The sequence below is a fragment of the Escherichia sp. TW09308 genome (assembly GCF_000208565.1).
Classification (GTDB): domain Bacteria; phylum Pseudomonadota; class Gammaproteobacteria; order Enterobacterales; family Enterobacteriaceae; genus Escherichia; species Escherichia marmotae.
Map to the genome: position 1 here is coordinate 3,815,431 of NZ_AEME01000001.1, position 19,718 is coordinate 3,835,148.

The 19,718-nt window shown below is 50.2% G+C and carries 20 protein-coding genes and 1 pseudogene; 9 read left to right on the forward strand and 12 right to left on the reverse strand.

Annotation, left to right across the window (positions count from 1 at the left end):
* Nucleotides 1–2 precede the first annotated feature (2 nt).
* The 4 genes and pseudogenes from pmbA to ESM_RS0118305 all read left to right on the forward strand — a co-directional run bounded on the left by pmbA (nucleotide 3) and on the right by ESM_RS0118305 (nucleotide 2,511).
* A complete protein-coding gene (gene pmbA / locus ESM_RS0118285) occupies nucleotides 3–1,355 on the forward strand; it encodes a metalloprotease PmbA (RefSeq protein WP_001162190.1) in 1,353 nt (450 codons plus the stop codon).
* A gap of 58 nt (nucleotides 1,356–1,413) precedes the next feature.
* On the forward strand, nucleotides 1,414–1,800 hold the full coding sequence (gene cybC / locus ESM_RS0118290) for a cytochrome b562 (protein ID WP_001232260.1): 387 nt from the start codon (nucleotides 1,414–1,416) through the stop codon (nucleotides 1,798–1,800).
* Between the two features lie 189 nt (nucleotides 1,801–1,989).
* Nucleotides 1,990–2,232 (forward strand): type II toxin-antitoxin system RelB/DinJ family antitoxin, encoded by a 243-nt coding sequence (locus ESM_RS0118300; RefSeq protein WP_000212715.1) that lies wholly within the window; start codon nucleotides 1,990–1,992, stop codon nucleotides 2,230–2,232.
* A pseudogene (locus ESM_RS0118305) lies at nucleotides 2,222–2,511 on the forward strand (type II toxin-antitoxin system RelE family toxin). Before ESM_RS0118300 ends, ESM_RS0118305 begins: the two are co-directional and overlap by 11 nt.
* Here the strand turns inward: ESM_RS0118305 and nrdG are convergent.
* From nrdG to treR, 5 genes are all read right to left on the reverse strand, one after another.
* Nucleotides 2,512–2,976, reverse strand: coding sequence for an anaerobic ribonucleoside-triphosphate reductase-activating protein (nrdG, locus tag ESM_RS0118310; protein WP_001106237.1), 465 nt, complete (start codon nucleotides 2,974–2,976; stop codon nucleotides 2,512–2,514).
* An 84-nt stretch (nucleotides 2,977–3,060) separates the two neighbouring features.
* Nucleotides 3,061–5,199, reverse strand: a complete 2,139-nt coding sequence (gene nrdD / locus ESM_RS0118315) for an anaerobic ribonucleoside-triphosphate reductase (RefSeq protein WP_000187807.1) — start codon at nucleotides 5,197–5,199, stop codon at nucleotides 3,061–3,063.
* A 392-nt stretch (nucleotides 5,200–5,591) separates the two neighbouring features.
* Nucleotides 5,592–7,247, reverse strand: a complete 1,656-nt coding sequence (treC, locus tag ESM_RS0118320) for an alpha,alpha-phosphotrehalase (RefSeq protein ID WP_001468311.1) — start codon at nucleotides 7,245–7,247, stop codon at nucleotides 5,592–5,594.
* 49 nt (nucleotides 7,248–7,296) lie between these two features.
* Entirely contained in the window at nucleotides 7,297–8,715 is a 1,419-nt protein-coding gene (gene treB / locus ESM_RS0118325; protein WP_000049038.1) for a PTS trehalose transporter subunit IIBC, read from the reverse strand.
* Nucleotides 8,716–8,836: 121 nt separating this feature from the next.
* Entirely contained in the window at nucleotides 8,837–9,784 is a 948-nt protein-coding gene (treR, locus tag ESM_RS0118330) for a trehalose operon repressor TreR (protein WP_001181341.1), read from the reverse strand.
* Between the two features lie 173 nt (nucleotides 9,785–9,957).
* On the opposite strand from treR, the gene mgtL reads away from it, so the two are divergent.
* Both mgtL and mgtA read left to right on the forward strand, forming a co-directional pair.
* Nucleotides 9,958–10,011, forward strand: a complete 54-nt coding sequence (mgtL, locus tag ESM_RS1000000128530) for a mgtA regulatory leader peptide MgtL (RefSeq protein ID WP_001387276.1) — start codon at nucleotides 9,958–9,960, stop codon at nucleotides 10,009–10,011.
* Nucleotides 10,012–10,153: 142 nt separating this feature from the next.
* A complete protein-coding gene (gene mgtA / locus ESM_RS0118335) occupies nucleotides 10,154–12,850 on the forward strand; it encodes a magnesium-translocating P-type ATPase (RefSeq protein WP_000471856.1) in 2,697 nt (898 codons plus the stop codon).
* Nucleotides 12,851–12,894: 44 nt separating this feature from the next.
* Here mgtA and ESM_RS0118340 read toward each other — a convergent pair whose 3' ends face one another.
* The 5 genes from ESM_RS0118340 to pyrL all read right to left on the reverse strand — a co-directional run bounded on the left by ESM_RS0118340 (nucleotide 12,895) and on the right by pyrL (nucleotide 15,423).
* Nucleotides 12,895–13,350: a transposase gene (locus tag ESM_RS0118340; RefSeq protein ID WP_001029764.1), complete on the reverse strand. Its 456-nt coding sequence runs from the start codon at nucleotides 13,348–13,350 to the stop codon at nucleotides 12,895–12,897.
* Between the two features lie 66 nt (nucleotides 13,351–13,416).
* Nucleotides 13,417–13,803: an enamine/imine deaminase gene (locus ESM_RS0118345; RefSeq protein WP_000047542.1), complete on the reverse strand. Its 387-nt coding sequence runs from the start codon at nucleotides 13,801–13,803 to the stop codon at nucleotides 13,417–13,419.
* 72 nt (nucleotides 13,804–13,875) lie between these two features.
* A complete protein-coding gene (pyrI, locus tag ESM_RS0118350; RefSeq protein WP_000148581.1) occupies nucleotides 13,876–14,337 on the reverse strand; it encodes an aspartate carbamoyltransferase regulatory subunit in 462 nt (153 codons plus the stop codon).
* Between the two features lie 12 nt (nucleotides 14,338–14,349).
* A complete protein-coding gene (gene pyrB / locus ESM_RS0118355; protein WP_000013036.1) occupies nucleotides 14,350–15,285 on the reverse strand; it encodes an aspartate carbamoyltransferase in 936 nt (311 codons plus the stop codon).
* Nucleotides 15,286–15,288: 3 nt separating this feature from the next.
* On the reverse strand, nucleotides 15,289–15,423 hold the full coding sequence (gene pyrL, locus ESM_RS01000000125295) for a pyr operon leader peptide (RefSeq protein WP_032141493.1): 135 nt from the start codon (nucleotides 15,421–15,423) through the stop codon (nucleotides 15,289–15,291).
* A 262-nt stretch (nucleotides 15,424–15,685) separates the two neighbouring features.
* Between pyrL and tabA the strand changes: the two genes are divergently transcribed.
* The gene (gene tabA / locus ESM_RS0118360) at nucleotides 15,686–16,138 is read left to right on the forward strand and encodes a toxin-antitoxin biofilm protein TabA (RefSeq protein WP_000583473.1); all 453 of its coding nucleotides are present in this window, start codon (nucleotides 15,686–15,688) and stop codon (nucleotides 16,136–16,138) included.
* Nucleotides 16,139–16,183: 45 nt separating this feature from the next.
* Here tabA and argF read toward each other — a convergent pair whose 3' ends face one another.
* Nucleotides 16,184–17,188 (reverse strand): ornithine carbamoyltransferase, encoded by a 1,005-nt coding sequence (gene argF / locus ESM_RS0118365; protein ID WP_000012892.1) that lies wholly within the window; start codon nucleotides 17,186–17,188, stop codon nucleotides 16,184–16,186.
* A 160-nt stretch (nucleotides 17,189–17,348) separates the two neighbouring features.
* Between argF and rraB the strand changes: the two genes are divergently transcribed.
* The gene (rraB, locus tag ESM_RS0118370; protein WP_000002962.1) at nucleotides 17,349–17,765 is read left to right on the forward strand and encodes a ribonuclease E inhibitor RraB; all 417 of its coding nucleotides are present in this window, start codon (nucleotides 17,349–17,351) and stop codon (nucleotides 17,763–17,765) included.
* 45 nt (nucleotides 17,766–17,810) lie between these two features.
* On the opposite strand, the gene ESM_RS0118375 is transcribed toward rraB, so the two are convergent.
* Entirely contained in the window at nucleotides 17,811–18,314 is a 504-nt protein-coding gene (locus tag ESM_RS0118375; RefSeq protein ID WP_001468314.1) for a GNAT family N-acetyltransferase, read from the reverse strand.
* Between the two features lie 192 nt (nucleotides 18,315–18,506).
* On the opposite strand from ESM_RS0118375, the gene ESM_RS0118380 reads away from it, so the two are divergent.
* Entirely contained in the window at nucleotides 18,507–19,694 is a 1,188-nt protein-coding gene (locus ESM_RS0118380; RefSeq protein WP_001014712.1) for a YjgN family protein, read from the forward strand.
* Nucleotides 19,695–19,718: the final 24 nt, after the last annotated feature.

The following is a 19,718-nucleotide window of genomic DNA, read 5'->3' on the forward strand; positions in this document are numbered from 1 at the left end:
TTATGGCACTTGCAATGAAAGTAATCTCTCAAGTTGAAGCGCAGCGCAAGATTCTGGAAGAAGCAGTTTCGACTGCGCTGGAGTTGGCCTCAGGCAAATCGGACGGTGCAGAAGTTGCCGTCAGCAAGACCACCGGCATTAGCGTAAGCACGCGTTATGGTGAAGTGGAGAATGTCGAATTCAATAGCGATGGCGCGCTGGGGATCACCGTTTATCACCAGAACCGCAAAGGTAGTGCATCATCCACCGATTTAAGCCCGCAGGCCATTGCCCGCACCGTACAGGCGGCGCTGGATATTGCCCGTTATACCTCGCCAGATCCCTACGCAGGCGTGGCAGATAAAGAGTTGCTGGCCTTTGACGCGCCTGATCTCGACTTGTTCCACCCTGCGGAAGTCTCTCCGGATGAAGCCATTGAACTGGCGGCCCGTGCTGAACAGGCTGCGTTAAAGGCGGACAAACGCATCACCAATACCGAAGGCGGCAGCTTTAACAGCCACTACGGGGTAAAAGTATTTGGTAACAGCCACGGCATGTTGCAGGGCTACTGTTCAACGCGCCATTCACTCTCCAGTTGCGTGATTGCCGAAGAGAACGGCGATATGGAGCGTGATTATGCCTACACCATTGGTCGCGCGATGAGCGATCTACAAACGCCGGAATGGGTCGGGGCAGACTGCGCCCGCCGTACTTTATCGCGCCTGTCACCGCGTAAACTCTCCACTATGAAAGCGCCGGTAATTTTTGCCAATGAAGTTGCCACGGGGCTGTTTGGTCATCTGGTCGGCGCGATTGCCGGTGGTGCGGTCTACCGCAAATCGACTTTTCTGCTCGACTCGCTCGGTAAACAAATTTTGCCTGACTGGCTGACCATTGAAGAACACCCGCATCTGCTAAAAGGGTTGGCATCCACGCCATTCGACAGTGAAGGTGTGCGCACCGAGCGTCGCGATATCATCAAAGATGGCATCCTGACTCAGTGGCTGCTGACTTCCTACTCTGCGCGCAAGCTGGGGCTGAAAAGTACCGGTCATGCGGGCGGTATCCACAACTGGCGTATTGCCGGGCAAGGTCTGAGCTTCGAGCAGATGCTCAAAGAGATGGGCACCGGGCTGGTGGTGACAGAATTGATGGGCCAGGGCGTGAGCGCAATTACCGGTGATTATTCCCGTGGTGCCGCGGGTTTCTGGGTAGAAAACGGCGAAATTCAGTATCCGGTTAGCGAAATCACCATCGCAGGTAATTTAAAAGATATGTGGCGCAATATTGTCACCGTCGGTAACGATATTGAAACACGCAGCAATATACAGTGTGGTTCTGTACTGTTGCCGGAGATGAAAATCGCCGGGCAGTAAAAAACTGGCGCGACCTGCCGCGCCGAATCTTAATAAGAAAAATGGAAGGAAGTGAGCAATGCGTAAAAGCCTGTTAGCTATTCTTGCAGTCTCCTCGTTGGTATTCAGTTCGGCGTCGTTTTCCGCTGATCTGGAAGGCAATATGGAAACCCTCAACGACAATTTAAAAGTGGTCGAAAAAGCGGATAACGCGGCGCAAGTCAAAGATGCGTTAACCAAAATGCGCGCCGCGGCGCTGGATGCGCAAAAAGCAACGCCGCCGAAGCTGGAAGGTAAATCGCCAGACAGTCCGGAAATGAAAGATTTCCGTCACGGTTTCGACATTCTGGTCGGCCAGATTGACGACGCGCTGAAGTTGGCGAACGAAGGTAAAGTCAAAGAAGCACAGGCCGCCGCAGAGCAACTGAAAACCACCCGCAACACCTATCACAAGAAGTATCGTTAATGCTGGATTGGGCGGTGAAACATCACCGCCCAACGCTCTTCTCCTTTCATAAATCCCACGCAGAATTTACTTTCAACACGACCATTGTCTTGTGCGTAGCCCCATTTTTGCGAGGCGTTTTCCATAAATGAATGTAATGCATATGTAATGCTATAATGCATTACACTTTTCGTAATTACCGGAGGCATAATGGCCACACTTAACGTCCGCCTGGATGACAAACTGAAAAATGAGGCTTATGCGGTGCTGGAAAAATTAAATATCACGCCTACTGAAGCAGTGCGACTGCTGTTTCAGTACGTTGCGGAAAATGGGCGAATGCCGGTAAAAACGCTCACTGTCAGTGATAGCGAAGAAGCCTTGTTACGCACTGTCAGGGAACGACTGGCCAACCCACAAGAGGCCATTAAGGTCCGACTGGATGAACTATGAGCTGGCCTTTGATCCGCGAGCGCTGAAAGAGTGGCAAAAGCTGGGCATGGCAGTCCGGGAACAATTTTAAAAAAGCTTGAGAATGTGCTGAAAAGGCCGAGCAATCCATCGGCTAAACTGCGGGATTTGCCGGACTGCTACAAAATTAAGCTTCGAACACTGGGATATCGTCTGGTCTATCAGGTCAATGATAACGTGTTGCTCGTGTTGGTGATAGCTATTGGTAAGAGAGAGAACTCAGCCGTTTATGATGAGGCGGATAAACGGCTGGATGAGTGATTACCGCAAATGATGCACCACCTGGTTGCTGCTACCGCGCCAGATCAGGGACGGATCTTTTAAATCCTGCACAAATTTGCCGTCGACCAGCACGTTAATCAAGTCAACAACCTGCATTTGCGCAGCATTGAGTTCGTCGAGTTTATAGCCTGTCCATACCCAGATATCTTTACCAGGGCACTCGGCGCGGATGCGTTGTACCAGTTTTAAAATATCCGGCACGTTTTGTGGGTGTAGCGGGTCGCCGCCGGAGAGGGAAATACCCTGGCGTTTGATGCGGGTGTCGTTCAGATCGTTGATGATCTGGTCTTCCATTTCTTTGGTAAACGGTTGACCGGAATTTACCCGCCAGGTGCTTTTGTTATAGCAGCCAGGACATTCATGGACGCACCCGGAGACAAACAGGGTGCAGCGAGTGCCGGGGCCGTTAACGATGTCGACAGGATAGTATTGATGGTAATTCATTTTTGCCTGGCTTATCAGTCCGCGTGTAGGCCGGATAAGACGCTTTCGCGTCGCATCCGGCATTTGCTTACCGCAGAGTGAAGATCAACCGATTTGCCCATTGCCCAAATGTTTAACGCGGCGCTTAACTTCTTCCTGCTTACCGGCGTTAAACGGACGCGCATCAGGACTGCCTAAATACCCGCACACGCGGCGAGTCACCGACACACGGGAGGTGTCATGGTTACCACATTTCGGGCAGGTAAAGCCTTTGCTGGTGCACTCAAACTCACCGGTAAAGCCACATTCGTAGCATTCATCGATCGGCGTGTTGGTGCCGTAATACGGCACATGCTGATAGCTGTAATCCCAGACATCTTCCAGCGCCTTCAGGTTGTGCTGAATATTTGGATACTCGCCGTAGCAAATGAAGCCACCGTTCGCCAGCGGCGGATAAGGCGCTTCAAAGTCGATCTTGTCGTACGGGTTAACCTTCTTCTCAACATCGAGGTGGAAACTGTTGGTGTAGTAACCTTTATCGGTCACGCCCGGCACCACGCCAAACTCCGCAGTATCAAGACGACAGAAGCGATCGCACAGGTTTTCACTCGGCGTACTGTAGAGGCTGAAACCGTAGCCGGTTTCTTCTTTCCACTGATCCACCGCCTGACGCAGACGTTCAACAATAGCAATACCTTTCGCACGCAGTTGCTCGTTGTCGTAAACATGTTCGCCGCCGAACAGCGCATTAATCGTTTCGTGGATCCCGATATAACCCAGCGAAATCGATGCACGACCGTTTTTGAAGATTTCAGAAACGTCGTCATCAGCATTCAGACGTACTCCACAGGCACCTTCCATATAGAGGATTGGAGCCACGCGCGCTTTCACGCCTTCCAGACGGGCGATACGGGTCATCAGCGCCTTACGCGCCAGCACCAGGCGTTCATCCAGCAGCTTCCAGAAGGTGGCTTCATCACCTTTTGCTTCCAGCGCAATACGCGGCAGGTTAAGGCTGATTACGCCGAGGTTGTTACGTCCATCGTGGATCTGCTCGCCGTTTTCGTTTTCCCACACGCCGAGGAAGCTGCGGCAACCCATTGGCGTTTTAAACGACCCGGTAACTTTAACCACCTGATCGTAGTTCAGAATGTCTGGATACATGCGCTTGCTTGCACACTCCAGTGCCAGTTGTTTGATGTCGTAGTTCGGATCGCCTTTTTTATGGTTCAGGCCATCGCGGATCGCAAACACCAGTTTCGGGAACACGGCAGTTTTACGGTTTTTACCGAGGCCCGCGATACGGTTACGCAGGATAGATTCCTGAATCAGACGCGACTCCCAGCTAGTACCCAGACCAAAGCCAAAGGTGACAAACGGCGTCTGACCGTTGGCTGTGTGCAGGGTATTCACTTCATATTCCAGCGACTGGAACGCGTCGTAGCACTCTTTGATGGTACGAGAGTTGGCGTAGCCTTCAGCGTCTGGAATGCTCCACTCTTCCGCTGTTTTACGGTGCTTGTTGTAGCTGGCAGTGACGAACGGTGCCAGAACTTCGTCGATACGGTTAATGGTGGTGCCGCCATAAATATGGCTGGCAACCTGGGCGATAATCTGTGCAGTTACTGCGGTTGCCGTAGAGATCGACTTCGGCGGTTCAATCTCGGCGTTCCCCATCTTAAAGCCCTGGGTCAACATACCTTTCAGGTCGATCAACATGCAGTTGAACATCGGGAAGAACGGCGAGTAATCGAGATCGTGGTAGTGAATATCGCCACGCTCATGCGCCTGAACCACGTCACGCGGCAGCAAATGCTGGCGTGCATAGTGTTTAGCAACAATCCCGGCCAGCAGGTCGCGCTGGGTCGGAATCACCTTGCTGTCTTTGTTGGCGTTTTCATTGAGCAACGAAGAGTTGGTCTGCTCGACCAGGCCACGGATCTCCTGGTTCAGGCGACCGCGTTTTTCACGTTCAATGTCGCGATCATGACGGTACTCGATGTAAGCACGAGCCAGTTGTTTGTACGGGCCAGACATGAGCTGGTTTTCAACTGCAGTCTGGATTTCGTTGATATCGACCTGGGTGCGGCCTTGCATTTGCTCGCTGACGACAGCGGCAACAGTGGCACAATAATCTGCATCATCGACTTCCGCTGCTTTAGCTGCACGCAGAATAGCTTCTTTGATGCGCTCTGATTTAAACGGCACTTTGCAGCCGTCTCGTTTCATCACATGCGGTGTCATGATCGCTCCATATTTTTAAGAACAGGTTATACACAGAAAATTGGGAAGTGCGCCCCGGTTTATTTGGCTCTTTTTACGGGGAGTTACAGCAGTCCCAATCTGCCTTATCCACAATTATGTCGGCTTAGTTGGTGTGTATCTTGATGCAAGTATAGTCGACGGATACAACATATTGGGTTGCGATGCATTTTAAAGTCTATATATAGTGCTTTGCATTAAGGATGTTTGAGTTTTTTTTGATTTAGCTCAAAGTAAAAAGCAGAGTGTACGGATGACGGGCGCTACAGCGATGTGTAAATTTTTAATAATTTTCTGTTTAAAAAACCAACAAAAACAATGTGCTGCCATGTAAGGCCCCGAAAATGCTCGCTTTACCGGGGCCAGGAGAAGAATTATCTCTGCAACCACCAGGCAGCCTCAAAAGGCCGTAATGTCATGGCTCCCGGTTGAGAGGAGGCTTCTTCATAGTTGTGCATTAACAGTTGCCAGTCGCCGCGGATTTGCCCTGGCTGCCAGGGTTGTATGTCGCGGCTAAGGTTGGCAATCACCAATAAGGTTTGCCCCTGCCATTCGCGGCGATAGCACCACAACGCAGGGCTGTTTGGCAGCAGATCCTGGTAATCGCCCCATGTCAGAATGGGTTCTTGTTTACGCAGCGCGATTAATTTCTGATAGGTGTAAAACACCGAAGATTCATCGGCCAGCGCGGCTTCCACGTTGATTTCCCGATAGTTATCACACACGGCAATCCACGGTTCGGCGGTAGTAAACCCGGCGTTATCGCCGTTGTTCCATTGCATTGGCGTGCGGCTGTTATCGCGGGACTTGCTGGCGAGGATCGCCAATAACTCTTCGGCGTCACACCCGCAGTTGCGCAGTTCGGCAAACATGTTGAGGCTTTCCACGTCGCGGTAATCGGTAATGCGTGTGAAATGCGGATTGGTCATGCCAATCTCTTCCCCCTGGTAAATATAAGGCGTTCCCTGCATACCATGCAGCACCATCGCCAGCATTTTTGCCGCAGGCTCTCGGTAGTCACCTTCATCGCCAAAGCGAGAAACAATGCGCGGCTGATCGTGGTTACACCAGAACAAAGCATTCCACGCGACGTTATGCATTCCCTGTTGCCAGTGGCGGAACAATGTTTTTAACGCTACAAAGTCAGGTTTAGCTAGCGTCCATTTTTCACCGCCGGGATAATCGACCTTCAGGTGATGAAAATTAAAGGTCATCGACAATTCACTGCCTGTCAGCGCCGCGTATCGCTGGCAATGTTCAAGGCTGGTGGAGGACATTTCACCTACGGTCATCAACCCGCGTGGTGTAAAGACATCACGGTTCATCTCGTGCAAAAACTCATGGACTCGTGGCCCGTCGGTGTAGAAGCGACGCCCGTCGCCATCCAGATCGTCAGGGAAGCGCGGGTCTTTGGAGATCAGATTCACCACATCCAGACGCAGCCCGTCTACCCCGCGATCGGCCCAGAACTCACAGACTTTTTTCAGTTCTGTGCGTACTGCTGGGTTTTCCCAGTTGAGATCGGCCTGTTCAGGTGCAAACAGATGCAAATAATACTGTTCGCTTTCTGCGTGCCAGCGCCAGGCATTGCCGCCGAATTTAGAACGCCAGTTATTTGGTGGTATTCCTGGTTTGCCGTCACGCCAGATATAAAACTGACGATAAGGGCTTTCTTTGTTCAGCGCCTCGCGAAACCAGGCGTGTTGGGTAGAAGTATGGTTAAACACCATATCAAGAATAATGCGAATACCGCGCGATTTCGCCTGCGCCACCAGTTCGTCAAAATCATCCAGCGTGCCATACGTGGGATCAATCGCCGTATAGTTCGCCACGTCGTAACCGTTATCGACCTGGGGAGAGACATAAAAGGGGGTCAACCAGATAGCATCGACCCCCAGTTTTTGTAGATAGTCGAGGCGCAGGGTGACTCCGCGCAGATCGCCGGTGCCGCTGCCGGTGGTGTCCTGAAAACTCTTTGGATAAATCTGGTAGATAACGCCGTTTTGCCACCAGTGGGGAAGATTAGTCATTAGGTTATTCCTGCAAATGCGAGGGGGCGCAAGTGCGCCCCGAAGAAAATTAAACAATTTCAAGCGTACCCAGGCGATATTTCCGCTGGTAGATAAACGAGGTGAGTACAATCGGAATGATGATGGCGATAGCCATTGCCAGCGCAAACACCTGCCAGTAGCTCGGCTGAATAGAGAGAATGCCCGGCAGACCGCCAACACCGATGCCGTTCGCCATGACGCCGTTCAGGCCGCATAACAATCCCGCCACACCAGAACCAATCATCGCGCACAGCATCGGGAAGCGATATTTCAGGTTGATGCCGTACATTGCCGGCTCTGTGACCCCAAGCCAGGCGGAGATCGCGGCAGGCACGGAGATCTCGCGTTCATTGTGCTTGCGGCTGGAAATGATAATACCTATCACGGCGGAGCCCTGAGCGATATTCGACAGTGCAATCAGCGGCCACACTGGCGTGCCACCCATGCTTTGAATCATCTGCAAATCAATAGCAAGCGTGGTCTGGTGTACGCCGGTGATCACCAACGGGGCGTACAGGAAGCCAAACAATGCCGCACCAATCGGCGCAAAGCTGCCGGTCATCAGGTGGCGTACCGCAAAGGCAACGCCATCGCCAATCATGCGGCCAAAGGGACCAATAAGTGCATGGGCAAGGAACACCGCGAGGATCAACGAACAGACAGGCACAACCACCAGATAGAGGTAATCTGGCACGATGCGCTTAAGGCGGGTTTCAATAACGCCAAGCGCCAGCCCGGCCAGCAGTGCCGGGATCACCTGTGCCTGATAGCCCACTTTAGCGATGCTGAACATGCCAAAGTCCCATACTTCTGGCACCTGCTGCCCGAGCAGATAGGCGTTCATCAATTGTGGAGAAACCAGCGTCACGCCAAGTACGATACCGAGAATCGGTGTGCCACCCATCTTTTTCACCGCTGACCAGCAGATTCCGACTGGCAGGTAGAAGAAGATCGCTTCACCGATCAACCACAAAAAATCGTAGATCGTTTTTAGAGAAGGGTACATTTGCGCCAGCGTCTGCCCGTTGCTCATGGGTAGATCGCCAATCACATTGCGAAAACCGAGGATCAAACCACCACTAATTAGCGCCGGTAGCAACGGGAAGAAGATCTCTGCGAAATGGGAGATCAACTGTTCATGCCATTTCATATTTTGCCGTGCAGCTTTTTTCACCTGCTCTTTATCGACCTGCGCCTGACCAGTCCTCGCCAACAGCGCTTTATAGTAATCGCCAACGTTGGTGCCAATGACCACCTGAAATTGCCCGGCATTGGTGAAGCAGCCTTTCACCATTGGTAATTGTTCAATTTCTTTCGGTCTGGCATTGGTCGGTTGGTTGAGGACAAAGCGCAGGCGTGTAATACAGTGGCTCACCGTCGCGATATTGTCGCGCCCGCCGACCAGTTCAATCAACTGGTCGATATCCGTTTGGTTCACTTTGCTCATCGTAAAGCCCCGTGGCAGATGACATATTTGGTTGATGGCAGAATATCGTGGGAAGAGAATATTAAAAATGGGAACGTTCCCGAAACGCAGCGAAGATCACAAATTATCGTTCAGTCAACGATCAGGAAAGGGTGGCGGGGATGACGATTTGTTGGGGTTCGCTGCGTCCGGTTACCTGCTCGATCAACTGGCAGGCCGCCTGGCGTCCGGCTTCAGCGTAGCCGGGATCAACGGTGACGATCTCCGGATGGAGGAACTTCATCAACGGCGTATTACCAACACTCGCCAACTGTAGAGTGTCAATGCGTTTCTCTTGCAGGTATTTACTTGCGCCAAGTGCCAGCGTGTCGGTTGCGCACAGCAACGCGGTGGTTTCAGGCGTAATCACTTTTTCCACGTTATCGTAGCCTTGCTTCATGGCAAGGCCCGGCAGAGCGGCGACGGGATGCAGTTTATGCGCTTTGCAAAATGCCAGATAGGCCTCATGGCGTCGCTTACCGGTAGTGACGTCACTGTGTGGCACGCCGAGATAGCTGATATTGCGGTGCCCCTGGTCATACAGTCGCTGCATCAGGATTTTGATCGCCCCTTCGTCGTCATAACAGACTGAAGCAAAGCCTTTTGCGTCACGTGCCATCAGCACCAGTGATGACTGCCAGTGGGCTAACATCTCTTCCGTTATGCCGGTAAAACCAAACAGCACCACGCCGTCAATATTACGACGTTTCAGAACGCCCAGATGCTCTGCGACCAATTGTGGTGAAAACTGGCTTTCCATCATGATTGGGTCGTAGCCCTGTTCATAGAATGCAGGCAGCATGGTCTGAACGGCGAGATTTTCTGACAACGAATCCAGACGGGTAACGATAATGGCGACGACTTTATCGCTTTGCCCACGCATGGCGCGTGCGGAGCGGGAAGGGGAAAATCCATGCTGATTCATCACTGCTTCCACGCGCTCACGTGTGCGCTGACTCACGCCGCTTTCGTTATTCAGCACCCGGGAAACCGTGGATTTCCCCACGCCGCTTAAGCGCGCGATGTCTTTGATGGTCAGCCGATTTTGCATCCTGTTGCCCCGTAACTTGCGGTTTAATTATTTGAGCCTAACTTTACCTGTGCATACCGCAATGGGCAAAGTCTGGTTTATCGTTGGTTTAGTTGTCTGCAGGTATTATATCGGCATAAATGCTACCAATATTATTGGATTCCTGGCGCTATTTTTCACTTACCGGAGGTTATATGGAACCTGATCCCACGCCTCTCCCTCGACGGAGATTAAAACTTTTCCGGTAAGCCTGTCTTTTCACGGCGTTACCGGATGCGTAAGGCCGTGACGTTTTAACGTCCCAGCTCATTTTTATTACCTTCAGGTAAGGCTTTGCAACGCCTGAAGATATTTTCTGCACCATGCTTACAGGGTGCGGAGGGACTTCCTATGTTTAAAGAAATTTTTACCCGGCTCATTCGCCATTTACCTTCTCGTCTGGTTCATCGCGATCCGTTGCCTGGCGCGCAACAGACAGCGAATATTCCGATCCCCCCTTCCTTAAGTGCGCATTGCCTGAAAATGGCGGTAATGCCAGAAGAGGAATTATGGAAAACCTTCGACACCCATCCGGAAGGGTTAAATCAGGCGGAAGTGGAATTAGCCCGCGAACAACATGGTGAAAATAAATTACCTGCGCAACAACCGTCTCCGTGGTGGGTACATTTGTGGGTCTGTTATCGCAACCCCTTTAATATATTGCTCACCATTCTCGGCGGTATTTCTTATGCCACGGAGGATTTATTTGCTGCAGGTGTGATCGCGTTAATGGTGGCTATTTCCACGCTGCTGAACTTTATTCAGGAAGCGCGTTCCACTAAAGCGGCAGATGCCCTGAAAGCGATGGTCAGCAATACCGCGACGGTGCTGCGTGTAATTAACGACAAAGGGGAAAATGGCTGGCTGGAGATCCCAATCGACCAGTTAGTGCCTGGCGATATTATTAAACTGGCGGCGGGGGATATGATCCCGGCCGATTTACGTATTTTGCAGGTGCGCGATCTGTTCATCGCTCAGGCGTCATTAACCGGTGAGTCTCTGCCTGTTGAAAAAGCAACAACTACCCGCCAGTCAGAGCACTGTAATCCGCTGGAGTGCGACACTTTGTGTTTTATGGGCACCACCGTGGTGAGCGGCACGGCACAAGCAATGGTGATTGCTACAGGTGCCAATACCTGGTTTGGTCAACTGGCGGGGCGTGTCAGCGAGCAGGAAAACGAGCCGAACGCCTTTCAACAAGGGATCAGCCGCGTCAGCATATTGTTGATTCGCTTTATGCTGGTGATGACGCCGGTGGTGCTGCTCATCAACGGTTACACCAAAGGTGACTGGTGGGAAGCAGCGCTGTTCGCGCTTTCGGTTGCGGTAGGCTTAACGCCGGAAATGTTGCCGATGATTGTCACTTCGACGCTGGCACGTGGCGCAGTCAAGCTGTCGAAACAGAAAGTGATCGTCAAACATCTGGATGCCATTCAGAACTTTGGCGCTATGGATATTCTGTGCACTGATAAAACAGGCACCCTGACGCAAGATAAAATTGTGCTGGAGAATCATACCGATATCTCCGGTAAAACCAGCGAGCGGGTGCTACATAGTGCGTGGTTGAACAGCCATTACCAGACTGGGCTTAAAAACCTGCTCGATACGGCGGTGCTGGAAGGCATCGATGAAGAGTCTGCCCGTCTGTTGGCCAGTCGTTGGCAGAAAGTGGATGAAATTCCGTTTGATTTCGAGCGCCGCCGGATGTCGGTAGTAGTGGCAGAAAATGCCGAACACCATCAACTGGTCTGCAAAGGCGCATTGCAGGAGATCCTCAATGTGTGTTCGCAAGTGCGTCACAATGGCGAGATTGTCCCGCTTGATGACACCATGTTACGCAAGATTAAACGGGTTACTGATACGCTGAACCGTCAGGGGCTGCGTGTGGTTGCGGTGGCGACGAAATACCTGCCAGCGCGTGAAGGAGATTACCAGCGGATTGATGAATCCGATCTGATCCTCGAAGGATATATCGCTTTTCTTGATCCGCCAAAAGAGACAACGGCTCCGGCTCTGCGGGCGTTAAAAGCCAGTGGAATTACCGTGAAGATCCTTACTGGCGACAGTGAGTTAGTGGCGGCGAAAGTGTGCCATGAAGTGGGGCTGGACGCAGGAGAAGTGGTTACTGGTAGTGATATTGAAACGCTAACTGACGACGAATTGGCAAATCTCGCGCAACGTACCACGCTGTTCGCGCGCCTGACGCCGATGCATAAAGAACGCATTGTGACCTTACTGAAGCGTGAAGGGCATGTGGTTGGCTTTATGGGCGATGGAATAAATGATGCGCCCGCCTTACGCGCTGCGGATATTGGAATTTCCGTGGACGGCGCGGTAGATATTGCTCGTGAAGCGGCTGATATCATCCTGCTGGAAAAAAGCCTGATGGTGCTGGAAGAGGGGGTTATTGAGGGACGTCGCACTTTCGCCAACATGCTGAAATACATCAAAATGACGGCGAGTTCTAACTTCGGTAATGTGTTCAGCGTGCTGGTGGCGAGTGCTTTCTTGCCTTTCCTGCCGATGTTGCCGTTACACTTGCTTATTCAGAACCTGCTGTACGATGTGTCACAGGTGGCGATCCCGTTTGATAATGTCGACGACGAGCAAATTCAAAAGCCGCAGCGCTGGAATCCGGCGGATCTGGGGCGCTTTATGATCTTCTTCGGACCGATCAGTTCGATCTTCGATATTCTGACGTTTTGCCTGATGTGGTGGGTATTCCATGCCAACACACCGGAAACGCAAACGCTGTTCCAGTCGGGCTGGTTTGTGGTGGGGTTACTGTCGCAAACGCTGATTGTACATATGATCCGCACCCGCCGTGTGCCGTTTATTCAGAGCCGCGCATCGTGGCCGTTAATGATCATGACCGTGATCGTGATGGTTGTGGGGATCGCGTTGCCGTTCTCGCCGCTGGCCAGTTATCTGCAACTGCAGGCGTTGCCGTTAAGCTATTTCCCGTGGCTAATTGCGATTCTGGCAGGGTATATGACATTAACGCAACTGGTGAAAGGGTTCTATAGCCGTCGTTACGGCTGGCAGTAAGCCAGTGATGAGACTGACCTGAAATATTCTTTCAGGTCGGTCACCTACGAAAAAATCTGCACAAAAAAATAGATTACTGCAAAAATAAAAAAACAAATAAACGTCCAGCTCAAATTATAAAGGGCGCTATAGCTTTTATTTACCGAACGAGAGAGATAGATGTCTTCTTTTTTAATGTGTCTGGAGGAGATGTTGCGATACAGGCGGATATAATAAACACAATAAAGTAATAAAGGCGGTATTACCCATCCACCTGTAGGCTTGCCAAATATAAGCGTGAGTATAATGGAGACAGCAAAGAAAAGCAGAAAGACGATTTGCGCTTTGGATTCTATTTTTTTTAATTCACTTCTTACGCCTTCTGCGTGCTGTTCTTGCCAGCGCCGCAGCGTACTAACACTAAATTGATAGTGTTCACATAAATCCTTATTAGGTGCACCCTTTTTTGACTGTTGTAAAATTTCAGCAATTTGTTCATCAGTGAAACGGGCTTTAGCCATCTTCAACCCTCCGTGGTTGAATCAGATAATCCAGGCGCGAAACCTGGATTATCTTTTTGAAAGAGATTAGCGACGAACAGCGATCGCTTCGATCTCAATCTTCACGTCTTTCGGCAGACGGGCAACTTCAACGCAAGAACGTGCCGGGAAGGTGGCATTGTGTTCGGTGAAGAAGGCTTCGTAAGTGGCATTTACGGTTGCGAAGTCGTTCAGATCTTTCACAAAAACGGTGGTTTTAACGATATCGCCCACTTTCAGGCCAGCCGCTTCCACGATCGCTTTTACGTTATCCAGAGACTGACGCGCCTGTGCGGCTACGTCTGCCGGAACTTCGCCCGTTTTCGGGTTTACCGGGATCTGACCGGAGGTGATGATCATACTGCCCAGATCAACGCCCTGAACATACGGACCGATAGCTGCGGGTGCATTTTCCGTCGCGATAGTTTTGCTCATGATTTCTCCTTTATTACAGCGGTAAAAAGTCTGGCTCATTATAGGGAGCCAGACTTTTATTACCAACCGCAATTAATTGGCCAGCACCACATTATGGGAAAACTCTTTTTCGCAGTATTTGCATTTGAGCGCGATATCATTGGCGCGTTTTCTCACTGCAAAGCTGGAAGAAACCGGTTCGGCATGGCTGATACAGTTGCTGTTCGGGCAGACCAGCACATTGTCGATGCGCTCCGGCAGGCTGGGGCGCGATTTGCCAACCACTTCATAGTTGTCGATACGGTTTACCGTGGCTTGCGGTGCATACAATGCCAGTTGGTCTACCTGATCTTCACTCAAAAAGGTATTTTCGATTTTGATCAGATCCTTGCGCCCCATCTCGCCAGAAGGCAGGTTCAGACCAATGGTGATGCGCTGATCCGTTTCGGTCAGCTTGAACAGACTCAACAGCTTAAAACCGATCTGGGCGGGGATATGGTCAATTACCGTGCCGCGTTTAATAGCTTCAACCTGCAATTTATTATCGTGTGTCATCTCTATTTCCCCTTACAGTACCAGATCGCGATTCAGAACCAGTGCCAGTAACGCCTGGCGAGCGAAAATTCCGTTACCTGCCTGCTGGAAGTACCAGGCGTGCGGCGTTTTATCAACATCTGTCGCAATCTCGTCAACGCGCGGCAGCGGATGCAGCACTTTCATATTGGCTTTGGCGTTGTGGAGATCGCTGGCGCGCAGGACAAACTGCGCTTTCACGTTGGCGTATTCAGACGGATCCAGGCGCTCTTTTTGCACGCGGGTCATATACAGAATATCCACTTCCGCCATCACTTCTTCGATGGCGCTATGCAGACTCCAGGCGATACCTTTTTCATCGAGCATATCCAGAATGTATTGCGGCATTGCCAACGCATCCGGGGCGATGAAGTAAAAACGGTTGCCGTCGAATTTTGCCAGCGCCTGGGTCAGAGAGTGCACGGTACGGCCATATTTCAGGTCACCGACCATTGCGACGTGGAGATTGTCCAGACGCCCCTGAGTTTCCTTAATCGTGAACAGATCCAGCAAGGTTTGCGTCGGATGTTGGTTGGAACCATCACCGGCATTCAGTACCGGTACATTGCCGGAAAACTCGGTGGCCAGGCGTGCCGCACCTTCCTGCGGGTGGCGCATCACAATCGCATCGACATAGGTACTAATAACCGAAATGGTATCGGCCAGCGTTTCCCCTTTTTTACCCAATGACGTGTTGGCGCTGTCGGAGAATCCCACCACGCTGGCACCCAGGCGGTGCATCGAGGTTTCGAAAGAGAGGCGGGTGCGGGTTGATGCTTCGAAGAAGCAACTGGCAATCACTTTATGTTTCAACAACTCTGGTTGCGGGTTTGCTTTCAGTTTCGCCGCTGTCGCCAGCACCAGATTAAGGTCATCGCGACTAAGGTCGTTTATGGAAATGATATGTTTTTGATATAGCGGATTAGCCATCTTTTATCTCCTGACGCCTGGGCAAAAAAAAGCCCCTCGATTGAGGGGCTGGGAATAGGTGATCAACGGGAAGAAAAACGGCAGGCCAGCGTCTTTTTTCAGACGCGGTAAGACAAAATGTCGAACACACTGAACCATACATCCTCCCGGCAAATTGTCCGGCATTATACTCAGCCAGAAAGTGGGATCAAGCGATTAATGCAAAAAACTCCCCAGGTAAACGATTGTTGTGAATTTATATGCTTTAAATTTGAATTTATAACATAAGGTGGGATGGCGCGGGAACGGGCAGGAAAATATGCGCTGGCGCAATCAGGCGGCAAAAAATACTGGTATGGCTATAAGGAATTACGTATAACAAGAGAAATGAAACAATGTTTTAATTGAGGAAAGGAAAGAAATGATCATCGGAAATATTCATAATCTCCAGCAATGGTTGCCGGAAGAGTTACGCCAGGCTATTGAGCATATTAAAGCGCACGTTACGGCAGAAACGCCAAAGGGTAAGCACGATATCGAAGGCAACCGTCTGTTTTATCTTATCTCTGAAGATATGACCGAGCCGTATGAAGCGCGTCGCGCAGAGTATCATGCTCGCTATCTCGACATTCAAATTGTGTTAAAAGGGCAGGAGGGCATGACCTTTAGCACGCAACCTGCGGGTACACCGGATACTGACTGGTTAGCAGATAAAGACATCGCCTTTTTGCCGGAAGGCGTTGAAGAGAAGACCGTCATCCTCAATGAAGGGGACTTTGTCGTGTTCTATCCGGGTGAAGTGCACAAGCCACTGTGCGCAGTGGGCGAGCCAGCCAGGGTTCGCAAAGCGGTTGTGAAGATGCAGATGGTATAAGCGGATTATACCGGTGGCGACGTTACGCCGCCTCCGGTACTGGTGTTATTTGGCAAGCGTCGCGACCATCACTGCTTTGATGGTATGCATACGGTTTTCCGCCTGATCAAAAACAATGCTGGCGGCAGATTCGAAGACCTCATCCGTCACTTCCATCCCACCATGCAGGCCAAATTCTTCTGCCATTTTCTTGCCAAGCGTGGTTTGATCGTCATGAAATGCGGGCAGACAGTGCAGGAATTTGACTTCGGGATTACCCGTCAACTGCATCATTTTGCTGTTTACCTGATAATCACGCAGCAGTGCAATACGTTCTGCCCATTTCTCTTTCGCTTCCCCCATCGACACCCACACATCGGTATAGATAAAGTCTGCGCCTTTAACGCCTGCCGCGATATCTTCTGTCAGTGTAATATTCCCGCCGTTCTGTTGTGCCAGCGCGCGACATTCCGCAACCAGCGAGGCTTCTGGCCAGCACGCCTGCGGTGCCACCAGGCGTAAATCCAGGCCAGTCAGCGCAGCAGCTTCCAGCATCGAATTGCCCATGTTGTTGCGGGCATCTCCGGCGTAGACCAGCGTCATTTCATTGAACGCTTTACCCGGTAAATATTCTTGCATGGTCAGCAGATCTGCCAGCAACTGCGTTGGATGGAATTCATTGGTCAGCCCGTTCCAGACCGGCACGCCAGCGTATTCTGCCAGCGTTTCGACGATCTCCTGACCATAGCCGCGATACTGAATACCGTCATACATGCGTCCAAGCACGCGGGCAGTATCTTTAATCGACTCTTTATGACCAATCTGGCTGCCGCTGGGGCCGAGATAAGTGACGCGAGCGCCCTGGTCATATGCGGCAACTTCGAAAGAGCATCGGGTACGTGTCGAGTCTTTTTCGAAGATGAGCGCGATGTTTTTACCCGTGAGTCTGGCTTCTTCAGTACCGTTTTTCTTATCGGCTTTCAGCTTCGCGGCTAACTGAAGCAGGCTGTTGATTTCAGCGGGTGTGAAATCGAGTAATTTCAGGAAATGCTTATGATAAAACCCGGACATAGATCCCTCCTGTGGCTAACGCCTAATGAATTAAAATTCAATTTATATGTATGAATATTCATTTGCAAGCCTGAGGCATAAATCTTTATCACAAAGGTGGAGGCAATGTCAGTGGTGTGTGACAATAAGAGTATCGGCAGGACATTAAGAGGAATAAGCCATGGCAAACCCGGAACAACTGGAAGAACAGCGTGAAGAAACGCGTTTGATTATTGAAGAATTACTGGAAGATGGTAGCGATCCAGACGCGCTGTACACCATCGAGCATCACCTTTCCGCAGACGATCTGGAAACCCTGGAAAAAGCGGCGGTTGAAGCATTTAAACTCGGCTATGAAGTGACCGATCCAGAAGAGCTGGAAGTGGAAGAGGGTGATATCGTGATTTGCTGTGACATCATCAGCGAATGCGCGTTGAATGCCGATCTGATCGATGCTCAGGTTGAGCAATTGATGAACCTGGCAGAGAAATTCGACGTTGAATACGACGGTTGGGGGACTTACTTTGAAGATCCTAACGGTGAAGAAGGCGACGATGAAGATTTTGTCGACGAAGATGATGACGGTGTTCGCCATTAATTAATTGATTAAAATGCCCGATAGCACACACTAGCGGGCATTTTTTTACAGTTCGCGCAGCATCCGCACTTCACAATCGACATGGCCCGTGCAGCCAAGCGCATAGTCGATATGTTGAAAACCTAAATGTTCATACAAACCAATCGCTTCTTTCAAAAAAGCGGTTGTTTCCAGATAGCAGCGTTTGAAGCCCATTTCTCGCGCCTGCTCCATCGCCATTAAGGCCAGTTTTTTTGCCAGCCCTTTGCCGCGAATAGCAGGAAGAAAATACATTTTTTGTAATTCGCAAATGTCTGACTCACTCCCGGTTAATGGCGCAATTCCGCCGCCGCCGACCACTTCGCCATGGTATTCAACCACCCAATACGCATGGCCAGGCTGACTGTACATTTGATACAGCTCGTCGAGATTGGGATCGGCAACGGTATAGCCTTTATCAGCGGTCAGACCGTACTCTGCGGACACCTGGCGGATGACACTGGCAATAGCAGGATTATCGGTGGCGGTAAGTTTGCGCAAACGGAGCGCGGGAGAAGCGACAACATTCATAGCATAGCTCAATTTCAAATGTATGATTTATAGCTCACTTTAATACCACCCTCGCTTATGCGGTGCAAGAAGAAGATAAATCAGAAAATATTAAGCATATATCTCTTTGAGAAGGCGTATTCTAGGCGTACCAGTATTATTGTACTGGATTTATTATCTGTATGAATGGAATTTATTTTAGGGATATAGTTCATGAATGGTGTAAACGTCGGGAAAGATAATCCTCGTCACGCATTTGTTTTTACAGGCAAGGGTGGTGAGTATTTTCTTATTTGTCTTGTGAATTTTTTACTGACAATTATTACTCTGGGAATATATGGGCCGTGGGCATTAGTGAAATGCCGTCGTTATATTTATCAACATGTGACACTCAAGGGGCAACCATTTAGTTATAAGGGAACAGGTGGTGCTATTTTTGTTAGCATGTTACTTATTATGATCGTTTATTTTTTCAGTATTTTTTGTTTTTCAGGCCAACACTTTGTGCTTGGTTTTTTCCTGTTTGCCCTCTTGATCTGCGGTATTCCTTGCATGGCAGTGAAGAGTCTGCAATATCAGGCGAACATGACCTCACTGAATGGTATTCGCTTTGGCTTTAACTGCTCCATGCTCCGTGCATGGTGGGTGATGTTAGGTCTGCCTGTTCTGTTGGCGTTAGCTTTTTGGTTAGCGCTATACCTTATTGCGCAAGTTATGACATCAATAGGAGGATTAGTCTTTAATTTAGTGGTGTTAAGTTTACTTTCAGCCGTCGGATTGGGTGTTGTCCACGGTATTACCTATAGCAAATGGATGCCGTTGCTGGGTAATAACGCGACCTTTGGCACTCATCAGTTCTCTATTAAGGTAAACGTAAAAGAATGCATTAAAGGATGTATGCTCGCAATATTGACCATGGTTCCTTTCATCATTGTCATTGGTATTATGATTGCGCCAGTATTTCAGCAATTAATGATGATGACTATGTTAGGGCGGGCTGGTGCGGGTAGTGATCTTATATTGCAATATTACCCGCAGATTATGGCTTCCTATTTCCTGTATTTTGTGGCGATTCTTGTTTTTGCCAGTTATCTCTATGCCACGTTACGCGGTCTGTTTCTGAATAATCTGACACTGGCAAATGGAACAATTCATTTCCATTCGTCTGTTACCACCTTCGGTATGCTTCTGCGCATGTTTGCGATATTAATGGGGGCTTCAATCACCTGTGGACTGGCTTATCCCTGGCTGAAAATGTGGATGGTTGGCTGGATTGCCAATAATACCCATGTTCAGGGTGACCTTGATTCGCTGGAATTAACCAATGATGACAAACCGCAGGATAGCGGGCCGTTAATGTGGATATCTCGCGGTATTATGCCGTATGTTCCGTTTATCTAAATAAAAAGGCCGGAGCATGCTCCG